This is a genomic window from Cytobacillus sp. FSL R5-0377, assembly GCF_038004385.1.
Classification (GTDB): Bacteria; Bacillota; Bacilli; order Bacillales; family Cytobacillaceae; genus Cytobacillus.
In genome coordinates, this window is the sequence record NZ_JBBORA010000001.1 from 4162422 (window position 1) to 4177731 (window position 15310).

A 15310-nucleotide genomic window follows, 5' to 3' on the forward strand; every position below is an offset into this window, starting at 1 on the left:
AGGAGGACTTATGAATATTCTAAAAAAAAGACCAATAATTAATCAATTGGCACCTAATAAATCAACGTCAATCATCAATGGAGAATGCTCTAATATCCTTAATTGGGATGACGTCCGCTTCTCATGGGCATATCCAAAGTACAAAAAAATGCTCGCGAATTTTTGGACGCCATTTGAAATAAACATGTCACAGGACATTAAGCAATTTCCGAAATTAACGAAAAGTGAACAAGACGCATTTTTGAAAATCATTGGGCTGCTTGCATTGCTCGACAGTATCCAGACGGATTATGCAGGAAAAGTCGCTGATTACATTACCGACTCAAGTCTGTCAGCACTTATGATCATTCTGGCACAGCAGGAGGTTATTCATAATCATTCCTATTCCTATGTTCTATCAAGCCTGGTTCCCAAACAAAAACAGGATGAGGTTTTTGAATTCTGGCGGACAGAACCTATATTAGAAGAAAGAAATGAATTTGTTGTGAACGGATATAAAGATTTTGCAGAGAATCCAAGTGCCGAGAACCTGCTGAAATCGATTGTGTTTGATGTAGTTCTGGAAGGGCTTTTCTTTTATTCCGGCTTTGCATTCTTTTATCACCTGGCAAGGAATCAGAAGATGGTAGCAACCTCAACGATGATAAATTACATCAACCGGGATGAGCAAATTCACGTAGATTTGTTTGTTAAAATTTTCAAAGAAATTATTAAGGAAAATCCGGAGCTTAATACAGCCGAACTAAGTGAATTCGTTCAGGAGACTTTTAAAAGAGCAGCTGAACTGGAGATTGAATGGGCCAGAGAGGTGATCGGCAGCAAAACAGAAGGCATATTACTGACTGATGTTGAAGCTTATATTAAATTTTATGCCAATGTCCGCTGCAACCAGCTGGGATATGACCGGCCGTTTGAAGGGTATCGGACCAATCCTCTCCGCTGGATAGTAGCTTACGAGCAGGTTGACCACGGGAAGTCTGACTTTTTTGAACAAAAATCCCGGCAATATACAAAAGTTCAAATCGATAATGGATTTGATGAATTATAGAAAAAAAAGATTCTGCATTTGCGCAGAATCTTTTTTAATCATGAGCATACTGGTTTGCCAGCTGCAAAATCAACTTCAAAGCCCAGATCCTTAAGCATTTGATGGTCTGCCGTGCTTTCCTGTCCTGCAGTGGTTAAGTAGTCTCCAACGAAAATAGAATTGGCAGGATATAATCCAAGCGCCTGAAGGCTCCTGAGATTTACTTCCCTGCCCCCGGAGATTCTGATTTCCTTTGATGGATTGATAAACCGCATGAGACAGAGAACCTTCAGGCAATAGCGGGGATTCAGCTCATTGGTTCCTTCCAGAGGCGTCCCGTCAATGGCATGCAGAAAATTAACCGGTATAGAGTCGGCATCAAGCACTTTTAAGCTTTGGGCCATCGCTATGACATCTTCTTTGGTTTCTTTCATGCCGATAATAACACCTGAGCATGGTGAGATGCCTGCCTCCTTTATTAATTGAACAGTATTGACTCTATCCCGGTATGTATGGGAGGTGGTGATATTTTCATGATGACTTTCAGATGTATTAATATTGTGATTATAGCGGTCCACTCCTGCTTCCTTAAGCTTCTCGGCCTGATCAGGCTTCAAAAGCCCGAGGCAGGCACAGACCTTCATATTATAAGTATCCTTAATTTCTTTAACAGCTGAAACGACTTCGTTTAGCTCCCTATTGCTCGGACCTCTTCCGCTAGCAACGATACAGTATGTTCCAACATTAAGCTGATGAGCCTGTTTAGCTCCCTGTAAGATCGAGTCCTTATCCATCATTCTGTATTTTTCGATAGGTGCAGTTGAGATGCTCGATTGTGAACAATAGCCGCAGTTCTCAGGACATAAACCGGATTTTGTGTTAATGATCATGTTTAGTTTTACTCTATTTCCGTAGTGATGATGACGGATTTTATAGGCACTGTGCAATAAATTCAGAAGCTCATCATCTGGGCAATTTAATATTGACATTGCCTCCGAGTCGGTTAATTCATGTCCTTCCAATACATTAAGAGCTAATCTTTGAAAATTCATATGTATCCCCCTCTATACTATTAGTTAAGCTGCACGGTTCATTTTTCTGAACTGACTGCGGGCAAATACTCTATGCTCCAGCCGATATGCCATTAATCCGGCAAAAGCAGAAAGAATAATGTCCTTTGGAAGAGGGACCGCCATCCATAGCCAAGCCATTTGATAGGTAAATCCTTCAGGTGCTGTGAACCAGAGTTTATAAGCCATGTACATCCAATTTGTCCCGAATAGATAATTGATCGCCATCCCAATTAGAGCTGCAGTAATATATACCGGAACTGATTTTTTCTTTTCGATAATTTTTCCTGTGACATACGCTGTTAGAATAAACGAAAGGATAAAACCAAAAGTGGGGTTTAGCAGTGAAGCAAAACCGCCTCCGAATTTTGAAAAGACCGGGGCGCCTGCAAGCCCGACGAAAGTATAGACAGCCATTGTAATAGCACCCAATCGGCTCCCTAAAATTGCCCCTGCCAAAATGGCAAAAAAGGTCTGTAACGTAATGGGCACTCCTCCGATCACCAAAAATGGCGCAAAGGACGTGATGTTTGCCCCAACTGCCATCAGGGCCACAAACATACCAGCCAAAGTTAGATCAATTGTCCTCAAACCTGTCTTCATAAAAGCCTCCTGATAGTTTTATATTTATACAATTTAGAATAATAGCAGCAGATGAACATTGTCAACCTTAATTTAAATAAGGTTTACATATAAGAGGGGTAAAACAAATTGTGATGGAACTGGGGTGCTTGCTTTTTCCAAATTAAATAGCCGCCGGCAAATTGCCGCGGCTGTATTGTAGTATTAATTATTGCCTTTTGTTTTTTTTCGAACCACATCAAAAAGTCCGGAACCGATAATATCTAGTGCTGATTGCATTCTTTCTTCAGAAATATTATCTTCAATAGTATCCTGAGGTGTATGGTATACTTTTTCAATGTGATAGACAAGCGGATCCCAGCTGTCTATGCCCATCCAGATAAATAAGGCAGCAGGAATGCCTGCATTATGGAAGGGAACATGGTCACTCGATCCGAATTTACCAGGCAGAATATCGGAATTTCCCAAGCGAGCCCCAGCTTCACCAGTTGAGGCTGTCACAATATTTTGGCTGCCGTCCGGTGTCATGGCATATAGATTTTTTGCTTTATCATAATTTGTTGCAACCATATCAGGGACAAAAACAGCCTCTATCTGATCTTTTTGTGCCTCTGTTAACTGATCTACATAATATCTTGCTCCTAAAAGTCCGCGTTCCTCAGAGCCAAATGCAATGAATTTAAGAGTTTTGTCTGTATTGTATCCTTTATAAACTCTGGCAAGCTCAAGCATTAACCCAACACCAGAAGCGTTATCATTAGCGCCGGGAGCACCCACTACACTATCATGATGGGCGCCTAGTATAACCTCTTTTGCATTTTCATCTTTTGATTTAGCTTTCTTTGTAGCAATTACATTTACCGATTTAAGATCTTTATAGTGCTTTGCTGTCAGGGAGAGTTCAACTGCACCTTGCTCCATTTGTTCCTTAAGCCATTCACCATGAATATAGGAAGCCCCGAAAACCGGGATATTATATTCCCCAGTCAGGCTGGGATTAAAAGTTTGACCGAAATTTCCTCTGCTTCCAACAAGGCTTTGCAGAATCACACCAGCTGCTCCTGCCTCAACTGCTTTGGCTACCTGCTCCCGGTATCCAGCTGTAGTATCTGCGCGAGCCAGCAGTACAATTTTACCCTCAGCCCCATGGAAATTTTCATTTTCCACATAGATCACTTCAGCCTGAACTGGTGCTTCGCTGATTGCTCCATTCGGGGCAGCTCCCATTTCCCATACAGTTCCGTCTCCAAATGCAGCATTGCCTATGTATTGATCTGCTACTGGGAAGTATTGAAATTCGACATCATAACCATAACTCATAAGTGTATTTGCAATATACTGTGCTGACTTCTTTTCATTTTCTAATCCGCCCGGTCTTGTCCCTATTTCTTCTGATAAATACCTTACGTGACCGATTGCACGTTCAGCATTCACTCTGGCAATAATCTTCTGGTCCTGTGAGTTGGATGAGTTTCCGTTCTCAGTACTTAGCGGGGCAGCATACCCGACTGTCCCAAATGCTAAGGAAGCTGCTAAAGCTGCTGCCATTATCCTGGCAGGTTTTCGGTTTTTTCTTGGCATAATAACCTCCTGAAGACTAGTATTTTTCGATTACCTAACGATTCCTAGTTTAGTAGAAAATGGTATTTTATGAATAGTGTAATAATCCCTACTAGACATACCCATTGTTCCGACATCATCTGCCATTTCTTTATGGTAAATGACAAAGTTCATCAGTACCTAACTCCTATATTAATTAAAATCTGGGTGTTTTTTATTTTTCCAGAGAGGGTAAAGTGATATTGCTCATTAATAAATGATGTCCCCACAATTAAAGGAGGTATAAACATGGCGAATAATAAAAATAACCTTCAGAGTGACGAACAGAAACAATATTTTAAGGACCGGGCAGGTACAGATGACGCAAGATTCCATGTAGTACCGCATGTTGAAGAAGGGTGGGCAGTCAAAAAAGAAGGTCAGGACGATCCTGAGTACATTGCAGATTCCCAGTCAGATGCAGTTGAGGAAGCAAAGCGCATGGCTCAAGAAGCAGGCACAATGGCCATACTGCATAATGAGGATGGAAAAATTGAAGATCTGTTAAACTATGAAGATAAATAATCTAAGAGAAGGGCATTGCCATTGAGTAATGCTCTTTTTTTTGTTATGGGTATATGTAATTTTTTTCCTAAAATAAAAAAATCCGCTTTCGATAAGAAAGCGGTTCAAAAAAGAGACCTTGGAACGAGTTAATTCTTAACATAAAACAATATATAGTAGCGGAAGTTATCAGATGAAACTATATATTGTTATTTTAGATTCTAGCATAATAAACCATAGAGAGCAAACTATTATTTTAATATATTTAAAATATTCTAATAAAAATAGGAAGCAATCTATAATCATTCAAAAACACGCACATTATGATTGTTTTTGGTTTATTTTGATCGAAAATGATTGATTTTTGCAATCGGTTTCAGTATGATGTAGTCAAGAAGAATAACAGGCCCAGGGAGGTGATGTTTTGTTAACACCAGAGCGCCACAAAATGATACTGCAGCTATTAAAAGAAAAAGGTGTAGTGAAAATTCAGGATCTCGTTGACTTGACAGAAACATCGGAATCAACTATCAGAAGGGATCTTACCCAGCTTGAGGAGGGAAAGTATCTCAAAAGAATTCATGGAGGTGCAGCCAGGCTTCAGGGAAAGCTTCAGGAACCCAGCATGTCTGAGAAATCATCCAAAAACCTTCAGCAAAAGCGCCAAATTGCCCAATACGCGGCAAACCTTGTTGAAGAGGGAGATTCGATCTATTTGGATGCAGGCTCCACAGTAACTGAAATGATTCCCTTTTTGCCTGCAAAAGAAATTGTAGTTGTGACGAACGGATTAATGCATATTCAAGCATTGCTGGAAAGGAATATAAAAACATTTATTATCGGAGGATTTGCCAAGGAACAGACAAAAGCAATCATTGGCAGGGGGGCATTGGCCAGCCTGGAAAATTATCGGTTCGATAAATGCTTTATGGGGGTTAACGGCATTCATCCTCAATTCGGCTACACCACACCCGATCAGGATGAGGCGATGATCAAGCAAATGGCCATTTCGCTTTCAAGAGAGGCATTCGTGCTTACAGATGACACAAAGTTTTCAGAAATCGCCTTTGCCAAAATTGCCGATTTGCACGCAGCAGCAATTATTACAAATGAGCTGAATGAGGATCAGCAGGAGCCTTATACCAGCAAAACTACAATAAAGGTCGTGACAGCATGATATACACATTGACGCTAAATCCGTCAGTGGACTACATCGCAGAATTGGATGAGATACTGGTCGGCGGGCTTAACCGCATGCAGCGGGATACGAAGTTCCCAGGAGGAAAGGGGATAAATGTTTCCAGAGTTCTGAAAAGAATGGATGTTGAAAGCAGGGCACTTGGCTTTGCAGGCGGTTTTACTGGAGATTATCTTGTTGATTGCCTAAATAAGGAGAATATCCAAACTGACTTTGTACAAGTAAATGACGACACAAGAATCAATGTAAAGATTAAAACAGAGACGGAAACCGAGATCAATGCCAAAGGGCCGGCCATTACAGGAAGGAATTTCGAGGATCTTAAAAATAAAATCCGCAGCCTATCAGCAGGAGATATGCTTGTCCTGGCAGGAAGTATTCCATCAACCTTGCCGGAAACAACTTATGAAGAGCTGGTAAAAATCTGTTCAAAAAATGGAGCGGCATTTGTGGTGGACGCAGAGGGAGAATTATTGAAAAAGGTCCTTCCATACAAACCGTTTTTAATAAAGCCCAATCACCATGAATTGGGTGAAATATTCAGCAGAAAATTTACATCCGCTGAAGAAGTCATTCCTTTCGGGAAGAAACTTGTTGAAATGGGCGCCCAGAATGTCATTGTTTCATTAGCCGGCAAGGGAGCTGTCTTGGTTTCTAATGAAGCTGCTTATATTTCAAGCGTTCCAAAAGGAAAAGTAAAAAGTTCTGTAGGTGCCGGAGATTCCATGGTAGCCGGTTTTCTTGCAGCTTACGAAAAAAACCAAAATATAGAAAAGGCTTTTCAATACAGTGTGGCTACAGGGAGCGCCACAGCTTTTTCACTTGGTCTTTGCACAAAGGAAAAAGCAGAGGAATTGCTCTCCCAAGTTTCGATTGAAAAAGTCAGCCTAAAAGGGGAGATTTAGGATGAGAATAACAGAATTGCTGACAAGAGAAACGATTCTGCTTTCAATGAGCGGAACAGGCAAAATGGATGCCATAAATGGCTTGGTAAGCCAGCTTGATGCAGCCGGGAAGCTTCATGATCGGTCTGCGTTTAGGGATGCCATTATTAAAAGGGAAGAACAAAGCACAACAGGCATAGGTGACGGAATAGCCATTCCGCATGCCAAAACGGGTGCTGTCAAGGAGCCTGCGATTGCTTTCGGGAAATCAGCTAAAGGTGTAAATTATGAATCGCTTGATGGTCAGCCGGCACATCTATTTTTCATGATTGCAGCCCCAGAAGGAGCAAATAATACCCATTTGGAGGCTTTATCGAGGCTTTCATCAATATTAATGAACGAGGAAGCACGCAAAAAACTTAGACAATCTGCCTCTGCTGACGAAATTATTGAAATCATTGACAGCTATGACGAGACAGAAGATGAGGAAGACCAAAATATTGCTGACAGTAAGCGCTTTGTAGTGGCGGTAACAGCTTGCCCAACAGGAATTGCCCATACTTATATGGCAGCTGATTCACTAAAGGCCAAGGCAGCTGAAATGGGCGTTGATATTAAGGTGGAAACTAATGGCTCAAGCGGTGCAAAAAATGTTTTGACACCGGACGAAATTGCGAATGCAGCAGCGGTTATAGTTGCAGCAGATACCAAGGTGGAAATGGAGCGTTTCAGCGGGAAGCATGTCCTTGAAACGGCAGTTGCTGATGGCATCCGGAAACCTAAGGAGCTTATTGAAAAAGCGCTTAATCAGGATGCTCCTGTTTACAAGGGAGGAAGCGCGGACAGCAGCAAATCCGCCGGAAATCAAAAAGAACAAAAAGCCGGAATTTATAAGCATTTAATGAATGGCGTATCCAACATGCTTCCATTTGTTGTGGGCGGAGGAATCCTGATTGCCATTTCCTTTATGTTCGGCTATAAAGCAGCAGATCCTAATGATCCGTCATACCATCCTATCGCTGAAGCGCTGATGACCATTGGCGGAGGGAATGCATTTGGATTAATCGTTCCAATCCTTGCAGCGTTTATTGCCATGAGCATTGCGGACCGTCCCGGCTTTGCTGCTGGCGCAGTCGGCGGAATGCTGGCTGTATCCGGAGGGGCAGGTTTCCTTGGCGGCATCATTGCAGGCTTCCTTGCAGGTTATGTAGTAGTTGGGTTGAAAAAAGTATTTGCAGGCCTGCCTTCATCTCTTGAAGGAATTAAAACGATTTTGCTCTATCCGCTCTTTGGAATTGCTTTCACAGGATTACTGATGCTTTATGTAGTCAATAAACCAGTGGGAGCATTAAATACTGCTATTACCGAGTGGCTTTCAGGTCTTGGCACTGGAAACGCTGTCCTGCTGGGAGCGGTGCTTGGGCTGATGATGGCGTTTGATATGGGAGGCCCGGTTAATAAATCAGCATACGTATTTGGTACGGGGCTGCTTGCAAATGGAGTATATGAGCCAATGGCTGCGATCATGGCAGCAGGCATGGTGCCGCCTCTTGCCATCGCGCTTGCAACGACTTTATTTAGAAATAGATTTACCAAACAGGAACAGGATGCAGGAAAAGCAAATTATATAATGGGATTTTCGTTTATAACAGAAGGCGCAATCCCATTCGCAGCCGCAGATCCATTGCGTGTCATCCCATCCATCATGGCAGGGGCTGCCGTTGCAGGTGCCATCTCCATGATGGCTGAAATCGGATTAAGGGCGCCGCACGGCGGAGTCTTTGTGGTCCCTCTTGTCGATGGACCATGGGGGATTTATCTTGCTGGAATAATAGCAGGTGCTCTGCTGTCCGCTGTCCTTATGGGATTTTTGAAAAAGCCTATGAATAAATGATGTATGAACAAGAGCCGGTACTTGATGTATCGGCTTTCATTTTTATGAAAGGCTGTTTTCGCTAATATTTACTGAGTTGATTGCAGGGCAGGCTATCAAAAATGAATGCGCATTTCCTTCGCGCGGTGTTTAATGAATGCCCAGCTGTTCGCTGAACAGCATGAAGCGGAATTAATCGGCAATGTTGAAAAGCAAAATAATCTATTTATACGAAAAGGGTCTTTGTAAAAAATACTTTCTAAATAGATTGAAAAAACAGAAAATAAATGTTTTAATTAAAATAAACTCATTAGTCTATATTTTTTGTGTTTAAATAAACTGTTCGGTCTATTTAAATGGAGGTGGTGGAAATGGCCATTATCATTGTAATTAAAAGAGGGAATAAAAAATAAATAACAGTGCTTTATCATACTTGAAGGAGAAGCGTTTATGAAAATTAAAAGACTTTCCCAGTGTACCCTGGAGGAGGCATTGACTGCCTGGAATAGGGGATTTGAAGGCTATTTAGTGCCCATTAAGATGGATATCCAGTCATTTGTTAATCGAATGATATTCGAAGGTCTTTCGCCTGAAAAATCAATAGTTGTGTTTATGCAAGGAGAGCCTTGCGGAATTATTATGAATGGATTCCGGGAAATTGATGGCAGGAAAATAGCCTGGAACGGAGGAACGGGAATCGCACCTGAACTCCGGGGAAAAGGACTTTCTGCAGCAATGATGACAGAGGTGCTTAACATCTATAAAGCTGAGAATGCTCACACTGCTGTCCTCGAAGCAATTGAAGAAAATGAAAGGGCGATTAAGCTGTATAAAAAAGCAGGCTATGTGAAAACTGATCACTTGCTTCATTTAAACAGGAGGCTTACATATAAAGAACTGGACTCCTTACAGGAAAACAGTTATTCCCTAAAAAGAGTATACCCTGAACAGCTGCAGTCACTTAGCTTTTATGACAGCGCCGCTGCCTGGCAGTGCCAGTGGCAAAGTGCAAAGCACGGAGAAGCGGCTGTGCTTATAGGTGAAGATGGGAAAGCAGCTGGCTACATTTTATATAAAAGAATACTGGAAGCCGATGGACGTACAGACCGCATTATTATCTTTCAGCTAAGGTTCAGCAATGGAAATGTTAATAGAAAAGTAATGGGAAGCATCCTTGGCCAACTGTTCCTGGATAGGGATGATTCTATTGATTTCACTGCAGTTAATATCTCTGTCTCCAATCCTGTCTCAAATGCTTTACTTAAAATGGGATTCGAAAAAAAGATTGGCCAGGTAATGATGGAAAAGCCGCTATAGTAGACCTGCCTTACAATTCTCCCCTTTCTGCCAAAAACTAAGCTGCTGATTAAAAATGCTTAGGCATAATTTCAGCTGGCCTCTGATATGTTTTTATGAATAAGCTAAAAAGGGGAGATACACTTGGCTGAGGAATATGAAAATGCTGCAAAATTTGAACACGGCTTTTGGCTGCAGATTTTGGGCGATCATGCACGCTTTATACATGATTCGCTATCACCGAAGGAAAAAGACAGCATTGAACGGGCAAATTACTTCATACAAACCTTTGATCAGCTGTTAGGAAGGGTTGAAGTGGATAATCTCGAGGAGTTGAGCCAGAGGGCGGAACAGGAAGCTAAAAAGCTGAGGGAATTTAAATTGAACCTGCTGGAACGACATTTGACAGGGAAAATAACCATTCATCTTGGCCCGGTTTTTATTAACCATATGGTCAATGAACTTGAAGAATATATGCTTGTCCTGCAATATTTAACTAAGGGAGAAACCCCGCCTGTTTTTCATGAGCTCCATCACCATTTAATCTGGCTTCTGGACGCAGCAGGGCATGCAGGTGCCATATCGGACAATATGGAACGGGTTGAGATGAAAATAAAAAACGTCAGTGATGGCTATACAAAGGATTTTGAAGCCTTTTATTTAAAGGCTGTAGAAATGTCCGGCTTCCTTCGGACTAATGTTGAATCATTCCCAGCACTGCGGAAGTTTAACAGCGATGTTTCGCTTGAAATGTCTTTGTTTATGAACTTCCTTAATGAAATCGAAGAGCTTGAATTAAGCAAAGAGGCATTGGGAACATTTGCACCTTTAATGGCGGACCACATGTACCGTGAAGAATGCTATTACCTCTCAAAGCTTGCAGAGTCCACTCAGTCTGAAATGCCAAAATGTGATCCGGCCAAGCCAAGGCTTAAAGAATAATTTCAAAGCTGCCATTTCCGGCAGTTTTTTTGTATTCAGAACATGAATCCATGTTTTCCGGGTAAAGGAATATAAAAAGGCTGATATCATGAAACTGATAAAATGGAGTTATATGCGGAGAAATCAGGTAAAGGGGTTATTTGACTGTTTTCCTGATGCAATCATTATTTTTAAAAGGATACGAAATTTTTATTTTATCCACAGTGCGGAATGGAGAGAAAACCCCCAGCTAATTGGGAAAGAGCAGCTTGAAGAAATGGAGTATTTGCTTAACCAGGAAATGGGTTTCCTTCATGGATATCTTCAAAGGAAATCGGCAGACAACTTAGAAAGTAAAATTTGAAAAAATAGGAAAGAAGAATCAATTTACCCAAAATAGAACATACGTTCGACTAAATGGACAGGAATGTGGTATAATAAAGAAGCAATGGGAGTTTCTCAAGGGTGGTCGGCTAGCCCCGTACTGAAAGGGGGTGATGCCTTTTGACAGTTTTCGAATCGATCATGATGATGATTTCTTTTTCCAGTCTGATCATTGCTGTCATGACTTTTAACCATAAAAAATAGACCTCCCTTGATCTGACAATTGAGGGAGAGGTCTATGTCATAGACATGCCGATCCCCTAAGGGAACGACTATTGCGAATGACCGTGGGTGCGGCAACACCTGCGGTCGTTTTTTATTCATATTCTTAATTCAAGGATATCATATACGTCTTAGAAAGTCACGGAAATAAGCCTGTCGCATGATCACTTATAGTATATGCCGATCTCGGCAAAAAATCCATAATGATCCTTAGCCTGGTGTGAAATACTAAAATGGCATCGATATAAGGAGGAACTGATATGACAAAGCGCAATATTAAGACTAAATCAGGATTGCAGAGTACGAAGAAAAGCATTAATGAAATGGAGTTCTCCAAAGAGCTTGGGCCAGAAAGCAAAAACGCAAAAAAGACAAGGCCTGACTGATGTTGGAAATAAAAAATTAACCATGATGGGGCAGACTAAAACTGTCCCATTTTTTTATGGAGCAGTCGTATGGAAAGGACGATCCATTTGCCGGTATTGACTTTAGAGGATACAAAAATTTTTTATGAAACGATGGGCAAAGGTGTGCCGATTATCTTTATACATCCCCCTGCTATGGGAAGAAAGGTATTTTATTATCAAGGCCTGCTTGCTGAGCACTTTCAGGTTATTTTTCCTGATCTGAGCGGAAACGGAGATACCATTGGGCCAGAGAAAACAGTAACTATTAAAGGATATGCTGAAGAGATAAAAGCTGTATTAGACCACTTGGATATTGAAAAAGCTGTTATTCTGGGCTATTCATCAGGCGGTATAATTGCTCAGGAGTTTGCCCTTTCATATCCGGAAAGGACACTTGGAGTTATTCTCTCAGGAGGGTTTCCTGAGGTGTTATCCGAAACCTTCAGATATGAGCATATTCTGGGCATGTACTTTGTGAAGCACTTCCCGGGTTTCCTGAGGTATGTAATAGCATCGAGCCATACAAATGATAAAAAGGTCAGAGACGAGATTCTGGAACATATGAAAAAGGCAAATCACACCATGTGGTTTCAATTTTATAATCGATCACTCCACTATTCCTGCACTGACCGCCTGAGGGATTTACATGTTCCGCTTCTCCTGATTTATGGCTCAAGAGACTTTGTTAATCAGCATATTAGAAGCTATAGAAGATATGTCAGCTTTCAGGCGGCCATAATAAAAGGCGTTTCCCATCAGGTGCCAACTAAAAAGTGGAAGCTATTCAATCAGGTTGTAACTGGTTTTGTACTGCAGCAATTTAAATAAAGAAATCCGTATCGTCATTGAACGATACGGATTTTTTCAGGTATCATTTGCGTCAGGTTTGATCGCGATAATGGCTGCAAGGGCGGCAAGAATAGTAACTCCGCTTAATATATAAAATAGCCCCCGATCCGAATGCTTTAACAGAATGGCAATGACCGGCGGCCCTCCTGCAACCCCAATAAATCTCATTGAACTGTATAGCGAAGTAATGGTGCCCCGTTCTTCTTTTGCTATTCCCTCCGTAATCAGTGCATCCAATGAAGGCAATGCTACGCCAATGCCAACACCGGCAAACAGGAACATGCTGATCATGAACCACATATTATTTGAAAAGCTTAAGATCGCAGTTGCAGCTGCCACAAGCACTGAGCCCAGGAAAATGATCCACTTCATCAGTATTTTATTTTCTTTTATTTTTTTTCCTGTTAAATACGATGAAAGGCATAATGCGCCAAGCGGGACAGCCAGGAGAAGGCCTTTTTTAACATCTTTAATATCATATGTTTTTTCAAGCACATCAGATAAATAGAAAAGTATCCCGAAGAGAACAAACATGAGAATGGCGCCAATAAAAAAAATTGCGTAAAGCCATTTTCCATTGTTTTTAAAGGTATCCTTGATATTGCTCCAAAATTCCTTCAGCGGAATTGGCTCTTCTCTTTTATTGGGTGTCTTAACAAGAAAGAAAACCAGCAAAATTGAAATGGTACAAAAAACCGGAAATGAAAAAAACGGCAAATACCAAATAAACCCTGCCAGAAACGCCCCAAGAATAGGGGATAGAACTTTTCCGAATGTATTGGAAGTTTCAATCAGGCCAAGGGAGCTGCTGACATCATCATCATTTTTAAACATATCCCCGACCAAAGGCATAACAATTGGTGCCGCACCTGCAGCCCCCACACCCTGCAATGCCCTCCCGGCCAGTATAATCCAGTAGGCATCCGCCATTTTCCATGCTGCCCAACCCGAGATCAGCCCGCCAATTCCTGCAATCAGAAGACTTGGTATAATGACCTTTTTCCGGCCGATATGATCCGATAAAAAGCCTGCAATCGGGATCAATATAATGGCGACAATACTGTATACGGTAATGATCATGCTGGTTTGGAATGAAGTAATATTTAGTTTATTTTCCATCGCCGGCAGAACAGGAATCAGCATGGAATTCCCCAGCGTCATAACGAGAGGAATCGAAGAAAGAGAGAGAATGGCCCATTTTTGATTATGAGCATCATCACCGGACTTCTTTTTAGCTTTGGAATTTACAGATTGTAAATTTTCAATGTGCTCCATATTTCCGACCTGCCTTTTCGTTAATCAAACTAGTCTTAATATGGGCTAATTGGAGGAAAACTAACTAGAAAAAGCTCTGTCTTTTTATGGGAAAATTCAATTTCTGGAAGAATATGTTTCGAATTGCTAAATAGAATGCGTTAAAATATTTAGAAAAGAGAAATCTGGTGAGGGGGATTATGTGAAGGAGATTATCGCCTTAAGCATAGGAAAGCCAAAAAAGCACAGCTGGAAAAACAAAGAGGAAATCTCGGGAATTGGCAAAGAGAGAATAAACAGTGTGTTTTTAACGAAGGAAGGTTTTCAGGGGGATGGAGTGGCTAATACTGCGTTTCATGGCGGCCTGGACCGTGCAGTTTGCCTATACCCTTACGAACATTACGGGAAGTGGGAAAAAGAATTTAAAAAGACATTCTCACCGCCTTCATTTGGTGAAAATATTTGTGCAGGGAACATGCTGGAAAAGGATGTTTTTATAGGTGACACGTTTTCACTGGGAGAATCTTTCATCCAAATAACACAGGGGCGTATCCCGTGCTCCACATTATCAAAGCATAACAGGGAAGACCGGCTTTTAGGCAGAATTGTTGAAACCTGCTTCACAGGCTACTTTTTCAGAGTGCTGAAAGAAGGAACTGTAACAGCAGACAGCGTCCTTAAGCTCGTGGACAGAAAGCAGGAAAAGGTATCGGTTCTGCAAGGGAATTTTATCATGTTCCATGACCGCAAAAACCGTAATGCAATTGAAGAATTGCTGAGGATTGAGGAGCTTGCAGATGTCTGGAGGGAAAAGCTGGAAAAAGATTTAGTTTAAAAAAATAAAAAACACTCTTGACATTTTTCATTTATCGGAATAGTATAATAAGCAATATATCGATTGGCAATGACAAAGAGTAGTAACTGCTGGTGAAGCTAAAGAGAGCTGATGGTTGGTGGAAATCAGTGTGGAAGTGGCAGTGAATGGACTTTCGAGCCTCCAAACCGAACCTTTTAAGCAGTAGGCTTTGGCGAACGGTCTCATCGTTACAAGAGACAGATATTCAGGCGATCTTCGCTTTGATATCTGTTTAAGTGAGCTGATTGATTCAGCTAATGAAGGTGGCACCACGGGTCTCTCGTCCTTTTTTGACGGGAGGCCCTTTTTTATTTAGCTTAGGAAATGTACAGAATTTTCGCATCATGATAACCTGTCCAGTGCAAGCAGCCTGCTTCCTCAAGG

At 41.4% G+C, this 15310-nt stretch carries 16 protein-coding genes and 1 other annotated feature; of the genes, 12 read left to right on the forward strand and 4 right to left on the reverse strand.

The genetic code is table 11. From position 1 onward, the window contains the following. The first annotated feature begins 10 nt into the window (after window positions 1-10). Window positions 11-1048 (forward strand): ribonucleotide-diphosphate reductase subunit beta, encoded by a 1038-nt coding sequence (locus NSQ49_RS21225; protein ID WP_159862762.1) that lies wholly within the window; start codon window positions 11-13, stop codon window positions 1046-1048. A gap of 38 nt (window positions 1049-1086) precedes the next feature. Here NSQ49_RS21225 and bioB read toward each other — a convergent pair whose 3' ends face one another. The 3 genes from bioB to NSQ49_RS21240 all read right to left on the reverse strand — a co-directional run bounded on the left by bioB (window position 1087) and on the right by NSQ49_RS21240 (window position 4260). Next, window positions 1087-2079, reverse strand: coding sequence for a biotin synthase BioB (bioB, locus tag NSQ49_RS21230; protein WP_159862763.1), 993 nt, complete (start codon window positions 2077-2079; stop codon window positions 1087-1089). Between the two features lie 24 nt (window positions 2080-2103). Continuing rightward, a complete protein-coding gene (locus NSQ49_RS21235) occupies window positions 2104-2700 on the reverse strand; it encodes a biotin transporter BioY (RefSeq protein WP_159862764.1) in 597 nt (198 codons plus the stop codon). Window positions 2701-2883: 183 nt separating this feature from the next. After that, on the reverse strand, window positions 2884-4260 hold the full coding sequence (locus NSQ49_RS21240) for a M28 family metallopeptidase (protein WP_159862765.1): 1377 nt from the start codon (window positions 4258-4260) through the stop codon (window positions 2884-2886). A gap of 267 nt (window positions 4261-4527) precedes the next feature. Here NSQ49_RS21240 and NSQ49_RS21245 point away from each other — a divergent pair, with 267 nt between their 5' ends. From NSQ49_RS21245 to NSQ49_RS21285, 10 genes are all read left to right on the forward strand, one after another. Next, complete coding sequence (locus NSQ49_RS21245) at window positions 4528-4803, forward strand: DUF2188 domain-containing protein (RefSeq protein ID WP_159862766.1); 276 nt, start codon at window positions 4528-4530, stop codon at window positions 4801-4803. Window positions 4804-5206: 403 nt separating this feature from the next. Continuing rightward, entirely contained in the window at window positions 5207-5959 is a 753-nt protein-coding gene (locus NSQ49_RS21250) for a DeoR/GlpR family DNA-binding transcription regulator (RefSeq protein WP_159862767.1), read from the forward strand. Further along, a complete protein-coding gene (gene pfkB / locus NSQ49_RS21255) occupies window positions 5956-6885 on the forward strand; it encodes a 1-phosphofructokinase (RefSeq protein WP_159862768.1) in 930 nt (309 codons plus the stop codon). The genes NSQ49_RS21250 and pfkB overlap by 4 nt, the downstream gene beginning before the upstream one ends. Before the next feature lies 1 nt (window position 6886). Then, window positions 6887-8758: a PTS fructose transporter subunit IIABC gene (locus NSQ49_RS21260; RefSeq protein ID WP_159862769.1), complete on the forward strand. Its 1872-nt coding sequence runs from the start codon at window positions 6887-6889 to the stop codon at window positions 8756-8758. A 429-nt stretch (window positions 8759-9187) separates the two neighbouring features. After that, window positions 9188-10054 (forward strand): GNAT family N-acetyltransferase, encoded by an 867-nt coding sequence (locus NSQ49_RS21265; protein WP_159862770.1) that lies wholly within the window; start codon window positions 9188-9190, stop codon window positions 10052-10054. A gap of 123 nt (window positions 10055-10177) precedes the next feature. Next, on the forward strand, window positions 10178-10975 hold the full coding sequence (locus tag NSQ49_RS21270) for a DUF2935 domain-containing protein (protein WP_159862771.1): 798 nt from the start codon (window positions 10178-10180) through the stop codon (window positions 10973-10975). A gap of 88 nt (window positions 10976-11063) precedes the next feature. Then, window positions 11064-11318, forward strand: coding sequence for a hypothetical protein (locus NSQ49_RS21275; RefSeq protein WP_201306479.1), 255 nt, complete (start codon window positions 11064-11066; stop codon window positions 11316-11318). Window positions 11319-11485: 167 nt separating this feature from the next. After that, window positions 11486-11542: a hypothetical protein gene (locus tag NSQ49_RS26745; protein WP_369425971.1), complete on the forward strand. Its 57-nt coding sequence runs from the start codon at window positions 11486-11488 to the stop codon at window positions 11540-11542. Between the two features lie 278 nt (window positions 11543-11820). After that, a complete protein-coding gene (locus NSQ49_RS21280) occupies window positions 11821-11946 on the forward strand; it encodes a hypothetical protein (protein ID WP_268891644.1) in 126 nt (41 codons plus the stop codon). Window positions 11947-12015: 69 nt separating this feature from the next. Continuing rightward, window positions 12016-12795, forward strand: a complete 780-nt coding sequence (locus NSQ49_RS21285; protein ID WP_159862772.1) for an alpha/beta fold hydrolase — start codon at window positions 12016-12018, stop codon at window positions 12793-12795. Between the two features lie 36 nt (window positions 12796-12831). Here the strand turns inward: NSQ49_RS21285 and NSQ49_RS21290 are convergent, their stop codons facing one another. Beyond that, window positions 12832-14091 (reverse strand): MFS transporter, encoded by a 1260-nt coding sequence (locus NSQ49_RS21290; RefSeq protein ID WP_251284011.1) that lies wholly within the window; start codon window positions 14089-14091, stop codon window positions 12832-12834. A gap of 181 nt (window positions 14092-14272) precedes the next feature. Here NSQ49_RS21290 and NSQ49_RS21295 point away from each other — a divergent pair, with 181 nt between their 5' ends. After that, window positions 14273-14905 carry an MOSC domain-containing protein gene (locus tag NSQ49_RS21295; RefSeq protein ID WP_159862774.1) on the forward strand — a complete coding sequence of 211 codons (633 nt, stop codon included), beginning with the start codon at window positions 14273-14275 and terminating at the stop codon, window positions 14903-14905. 60 nt (window positions 14906-14965) lie between these two features. After that, window positions 14966-15217, forward strand: a binding site (T-box leader). Window positions 15218-15310: the final 93 nt, after the last annotated feature.